Source organism: Aeromonas sp. 2HA2 (genome assembly GCF_029237345.1).
In the GTDB taxonomy this organism is placed as follows: Bacteria; Pseudomonadota; Gammaproteobacteria; order Enterobacterales; family Aeromonadaceae; genus Aeromonas; species Aeromonas salmonicida.
Map to the genome: position 1 here is coordinate 68,273 of NZ_JAACGB010000019.1, position 6,260 is coordinate 74,532.

Below are 6,260 nucleotides of genomic sequence, written 5' to 3' on the forward strand. Positions count from 1 at the left end.
AGCACGCATTGCCGTGCAAGGTCACATGGAGTGACTCGACGGGCGAGATGACAGACGAGTGACATCAGAGACGTAAGGAAGGAAGAATGGATCTTCAACAAGACGGCGAGGAGCTGAAGCGCGGCCTGAAAAACCGCCATATCCAGCTCATCGCATTGGGCGGTGCCATAGGGACCGGCCTGTTTCTCGGGATTGCCCAGACCATCAAGATGGCGGGCCCCTCAGTGCTGCTCGGCTATGCCATCGGCGGCTTTATCGCCTTCCTCATCATGCGCCAGCTGGGCGAGATGGTGGTGGAAGAGCCGGTGGCGGGCTCGTTCAGCCACTTTGCCTACAAATACTGGGGTGACTTCGCCGGTTTCGCCTCCGGCTGGAACTACTGGGTACTCTACGTACTGGTGAGCATGGCCGAGCTGACGGCGGTCGGCATCTATGTTCAGTACTGGTGGCCCGAGATCCCGACCTGGATGTCGGCTGCAGTCTTCTTCGTGCTGATCAACGCCATCAACCTCTCCAACGTCAAGGCGTTCGGCGAGATGGAGTTCTGGTTTGCCATCATCAAGGTGGTCGCCATCGTCGGCATGATTGGCTTTGGCGGCTACCTGCTCGCCAGCGGCAACGGCGGACCGGATGCCAGCATCTCCAATCTGTGGGACCAGGGCGGTTTCTTCCCCAACGGCATCAGCGGTCTGGTGATGGCGATGGCGGTGATCATGTTCTCGTTCGGTGGCCTTGAGCTGGTAGGGATCACGGCCGCAGAGGCGGATGACCCCGAGAAGAGCATTCCCAAGGCCACCAATCAGGTGATCTACCGCATCCTGATTTTCTACATTGGCGCCCTGGCCGTGCTGATGTCCCTCTATCCCTGGGGCAAGGTCGTGGAAGGCGGCAGTCCCTTCGTGATGATTTTCCACGCGCTGGATAGCAACCTGGTGGCAACCGTGCTCAACATGGTGGTGCTGACCGCTGCATTGTCGGTCTACAACAGCTGTGTCTACTGCAACAGCCGCATGCTGTTCGGTCTGGCCAAGCAAGGCAACGGCCCGCGCAGCCTGCTCAAAACCAGCAAGAGCGGTGTGCCCGTAGTGGCCATCTCGGTCTCCGCAGCGGCAACGCTCTTGTGCGTGCTGATCAACTACCTGATGCCGGGCAAGGCGTTCGAGCTGCTGATGGCACTGGTGGTCTCGGCCCTAGTCATCAACTGGGCCATGATAAGCCTTGCGCACCTGAAGTTTCGCAAGAGCAAGCAGGCCGAAGGGGTTGAGCCCAAGTTCAAGGCGTTCTGGTATCCGCTGGGTAACTACCTCTGCCTCGCCTTCATGGCCGGTATTCTGGTCATCATGTACCTGACCCCAGGCATCCAGATCTCGGTGCTGCTCATCCCGGTCTGGATCGTCGTGCTGGCCATCGGTTATCAACTCAAGCTGAAACGTCAGGGACGTCTTGCCGCCGACCTTGGCTGATTTTTCCGACGCTCGTTATTCAAATGCCGGTCAGTGACCGGCATTTTTCTATCCATCTTCTATCTGCTGCCAGATGCTGAGCACAGGGATGCAAGCCATCAAGCCTGCCCCCCTTGCCTGTCATCGAGCCTGCAAGAGCGGGAACCTGCTGCCCGCCAGGCGACATCACTTGCTCGCTGATGCGCGCAAACAACTGCCGTAAAAACAACAAGCCCAAGGGGTGAGCCTCGGGCTTGGGACAGGTGAGGGACAGGGCCGGAGGCCATCCCCTTACTCCAGCAGGAAGACGGCTTCCACGTTGTCCGTGATGCTGATCTGCTGCTGTTGATAACTGTTTTCCATCATATCGGCGGCAGGGGCCATGGCGGCGGCCTTGAGTGCACGGCTATAGATGGGCATGGGGGTATTGTTGCGGTACTCCACGCTGTAAACCTTGCCAAGCTTCATGCCGAACGCCTTGGCCAGGGACTCCGCCTTGTTCTTGGCATCCTCGACCGCACCAATACGAGCCTGCTCCTTGATGATCTGCGGCGACTTGAGACCGTACTCAATCTGGGAGACTGACTCCAGACCGGCCTTGAGAGCGGTATCCATCAGCCCGCTCAGTTTGTCGAGCTGGTAGAGTTTGACCGCGAGTTGACGCTGGGCACGGTATCCCACCAGTTCCGGTTTCTTGTTCTGCGGATACTGATACTCGGGAGAAATCACCAGGTTGCCCGCATCCACATCGCTGCGCTTGATGCCCAGCCCTTCCAGCTGACCAAAGAAGGCTGCAACCTTGCTATCGACCTGCTGCTTGGCCTTGATGCCCTGCTTTTCCAACGCAGTGACTGCAACATTGAGGGTCAGCATATCGGGTTCGGCCTTTTGCTCGGCATAACCACTAACCACCAGATGTGGGGCTTGCGGTACTTCGAGCGCGAATAACGGAGCACTGACAACCAGAGCGGAAAGGGTAAGAAGGGAACGCCACATATAAAAAAACCTCAATCAATTAGAGTGAGGTCATTATGCCCGTGGCTGAATGGGATTCATATATCGTGCAATGGCGGTATCTGATCCAGTACCTGATTGGTCATATCGATACTGATGCTGATCTCATTGCCCATCGGCTCAGGATGACTCGAGGCAACAGGTGCGACACTGCGGGAAGTGATCAGGTCTTCATCATCAAAATGGAACGAATCCCACGACAGAACATGTCCCTGTACCTGGCTAATGGGGTCTGACAGCGTGGATGTGGTCAGTGGAGCACAGTCGATACTGTCGGAGTGAATGAGCAGATCCTGCAAGCAGGCATGGCTCAAACTCTGCAGCGAATACTCCTGCTGCCCCTCATCATGCCCGACCAGCACCACCCTGTGAGGTGGCTCAGCATCCATTGCCGGATTAAATGCGATGGTGGCCGCCGCGAAGTCCACATTGAGAGAACCCGCCACGTCGCCATCTTCGCTTTCAAGATCCAGCCCGTCAATCCGGTCACCCGCCATGGTTGCCTGATAGCCAAACTGGCCGGTGCAGGTAATGCTGCCCTGCCCGTCCCAGCTATAGCGAATGCCATCAATATCGACCCAATTAAATGACTGCATGGTGACCCTCTCTTCTACTGCCGCTATCTTAGCCGCCCCCTCAGTCAAAAAACAGGGGCCAGGCATAGCCCGGCCCCGCTACCTGATTACGGATCAACCTTGAGGTTACCATCATCCAGCAGTTGCTTGATGATATCCTGGTTAGAACCCAAGGAGGCAAGATCAAGGGAGTTCTGGAACTGAATCGTCAGCTCGGAACCACCGACCACACCATCAGGGTCTATCGTCAACGTCTTGTTGGCGGTATCAAACTGCAAGTAACTGTCCAACGCCGCCGCCAAATCATTGTTGCTGCCGCCAGTGGGAACCCCAACCAGCAAATCAGACAGATCCAGCACATCCCCCCCACTGGCCATATTCCCCAGGGTAAAGTCCGTGATGTTGTCCGTACTGCCATCAGCATCGCCAGCAAGCCACTTGAAGGTATCGCTGCCTAGGCCGCCGATCAGAATGTCATCACCCAGGCCACCGATCAAAGTGTCGTTGCCCGCCCCTCCTTCCAGACGGTCATTGCCATCATTGCCATTCAGGACATCATCACCATCGTGGCCGAGCAATACATCATCTCCGCTGGTGCCTACGAGGGTATCATTGGCACTGGTACCTTCCATTACTGTCGGGACAGTGGTCGCACTGGAAGCAATATTGATGGTCAGCTGAGCTGTATCCTGGTCTCCATCACTTTGTGCCAGCTGATAGTTGAACACATCCGCCTTACCCACATTGTTGAGATCCGGGTTCGGTGTATAGGTGTAGGTACCATCACTGTAGACTTCGAGTGAGCCATAAAGCCCAACTACTGTTTGGCTCGTGGTAACTGCGGTATAGCTGCTGCCATTCCAGATCTTGAGCACAGTGCTCTCCGCTCCGATGGCATCAACACTTCCCCAAGGATCGCCACTCATCATGTCGTGGTTGGGGTCGGTTAACAGATTGCCATGTGCAGCCGTCAATGCGATAGCAACCGTTGCAGCAGCAGTCACGTTGAGTTTGATATTGTCCAGCTCCAGACGTGAATCATTGTTGCCGCCGCCATCATTCACCGAGAAGTGGACGCGATAACGCGTGGCTGCCTCAAGATTACCAGTGGTGAGGGTTGTTGTTGACCCAGGATCCGTCGACAGAAAACCGCTATAACCCGCGCCGGCTTGCTGCACCCAGTTGGCACCGTCAAATTTATACAGGCTCCAGGTCACGATATCGTTACTATGCACATTGGCCCTATCGTAATCGAAGCTTAAGGTGGTGGTTCCGGTTGCGCTGGTAACGAACTCCGGCGTCAACATCTGGACCCCGCCCGATGATGAGCCATTGTTATCGACTAGACGCAGTTCAGAACCAGACACAGTGCCATCCAGGTTAGAAAGGCCAGATCCGTTCTGAGTGCTCACTATCCACTTGTCACCATTAGTCACTATGGCGCTGGCGATCGTACTCCCCCCCAGATCAATCACACTGGTATTGCCACCTGAAGTGTCATAGACCCAAGGGTTATACCCAGCACCGCTCCCGTTGGTCGTAGTCTGAAAGTCGGCCAGCATGGTACTGGAAGTGACACCCGGCACAGGGATCTCGTACACCAACGCTTCGTTGCCATTGTCATAGGCAACAACGTCACTGGAATCCGTAGTGATCATGTTGAGTACGCCGGTCTTCACATCCCCATCTGCATCTCTGATGGTGTAGCGGAAGGTCTCTGTATAGTCATTTGCCACATCCAACGACAAGCTATAGCTATACGCCCCGGTCAACAGATTGACTGAGAAAGTTCCTCCACCATGGGTAGGAATTGTCAGTACATGGGTTATTGCGTTGTAGCCGGAATAAGCTGTGGTATACACCACATCCGGGGTTGCGGGATTACCATCTGCATCATGAGAGATGCTGGTGATGGGCAAGGCCGCCGGACCATCTGCCCCAAATTCGACCCCCGCATCCGTCAGCAGATTCCCTATCGTTGGAACTTGTACAGTTCCGGACAGGGTCGACGCCAATTGGCTCAAGTCTGTGACAATGATGGCTGGTTGCTGTTGGCCAGTGCTTCCGTTGTAAGCTATCGGCGCCAGCGCACCAGCCGTTGCCCCCGTCCCCATGCCCAGAGCATAAGCATTGATATCGTTGCTATTGAGGAAGGCTTCCCAAGCGGCTTGTTCCGCCGTATTGATGCCTGAACTTCCCGTACCACTTACATCAGGCCAATTGGTACTTTCGGTTGGCTGGCCATCGGAGAGGAAATACAGCACACTCTGACCACCGATGATTTTTCCTGCCGAGTCGTAAGCTGACATAGCCTTGATCAGAGCATCGTCATAGTCCGTCCCACCGTTGCCCAAGTAGTCGGTAATACCATTGATGACATTCAAAGCCTGAGTGGCTGTCAGCCAGACATCGCCAGATCCCAGGAAGTTAGTGGTTGCCGAGCTGGCAAAACCAACCAGACGCACCATTACGTCCCCTACATCGTCATAATCACCAATGAGCTGCAAAATGGATGCCTTGGCAATGGCCATTCGAGTAGCAAATCCAGCCACTCCTGAGGCGTAATCCATGCTGCCTGATGTATCCAAAATGATCATCAGATTGGTGCCTGGATTCGAAAACTCCTCGACACGGGTATTAAGATCGACAGGCTGCAAGGGCTCATCGTCTTCAATGACAACAGTGACCTGTTTGGTATCACTCAAATCACCGTCGCTGACCGACAGGTTGAATGTAAATGTCTCCAGCCCTTCCTGATTGTCTCCAAACTCATGATCAATGGGGCCAAGCAGGTCGACCGTGTATTTGCCAGTCGGATCCACAGATACCTGTATGACCGGGTTCCCACCCACAGAGCCAACCAGGATCGCAGAGCCGATACCGCTCCACACAACAGGCTGCCCACCGGAGCTCAAGCTGGATGGTGCTGAGAGAGTGAAGGTAAAGGCACTGCTGTCGATGTCCGTCACACCTGCCGTGGCATTGGCTGATGTGCTGTCAGTGGTATCGCCCGGATTGGGTGAATTATCCGGATTGGCCCCAAGCAACCCCTCTTCAGAGATACGCAGATCCGAGACGGTCAGCATGGGGGCATCGTTGGTCGCCGTGACCGTCACGGTGAAGTCCTGATTGGCAGCCCCGCCCTCGTCCGTGGTCCCCGCCACATTGCCATTCACTACCCCGCTCCAGTCCGCCGGCAAGGTAAAGCCCGGCACACCCGCCACGCTCG

At 55.5% G+C, this 6,260-nt stretch carries 4 protein-coding genes; 1 reads left to right on the forward strand and 3 read right to left on the reverse strand.

Features of this window, described 5'->3' with window-relative positions; all coding sequences use genetic code 11:
* Positions 1 to 86 precede the first annotated feature (86 nt).
* Entirely contained in the window at positions 87 to 1,463 is a 1,377-nt protein-coding gene (locus GWQ29_RS19610) for an amino acid permease (RefSeq protein WP_275920136.1), read from the forward strand.
* Positions 1,464 to 1,733: 270 nt separating this feature from the next.
* Here the strand turns inward: GWQ29_RS19610 and GWQ29_RS19615 are convergent, their stop codons facing one another.
* From GWQ29_RS19615 to GWQ29_RS19625, 3 genes are all read right to left on the reverse strand, one after another.
* Entirely contained in the window at positions 1,734 to 2,438 is a 705-nt protein-coding gene (locus GWQ29_RS19615) for an SIMPL domain-containing protein (RefSeq protein ID WP_275920137.1), read from the reverse strand.
* Positions 2,439 to 2,494: 56 nt separating this feature from the next.
* A complete protein-coding gene (locus GWQ29_RS19620) occupies positions 2,495 to 3,052 on the reverse strand; it encodes a hypothetical protein (RefSeq protein WP_275920138.1) in 558 nt (185 codons plus the stop codon).
* An 86-nt stretch (positions 3,053 to 3,138) separates the two neighbouring features.
* Positions 3,139 to 6,207 (reverse strand): type I secretion C-terminal target domain-containing protein, encoded by a 3,069-nt coding sequence (locus GWQ29_RS19625; protein ID WP_275920139.1) that lies wholly within the window; start codon positions 6,205 to 6,207, stop codon positions 3,139 to 3,141.
* Positions 6,208 to 6,260 lie beyond the last annotated feature (53 nt).

Coding starts and splice junctions, on each gene's coding strand:
- GWQ29_RS19610 (WP_275920136.1), top strand. CDS start 87: ATGGATCTTCAACAAGACGGCGAGGAGCTGAAGCGCGGCCTGAAAAAC.
- GWQ29_RS19615 (WP_275920137.1), bottom strand. CDS start 2,438: ATGTGGCGTTCCCTTCTTACCCTTTCCGCTCTGGTTGTCAGTGCTCCG.
- GWQ29_RS19620 (WP_275920138.1), bottom strand. CDS start 3,052: ATGCAGTCATTTAATTGGGTCGATATTGATGGCATTCGCTATAGCTGG.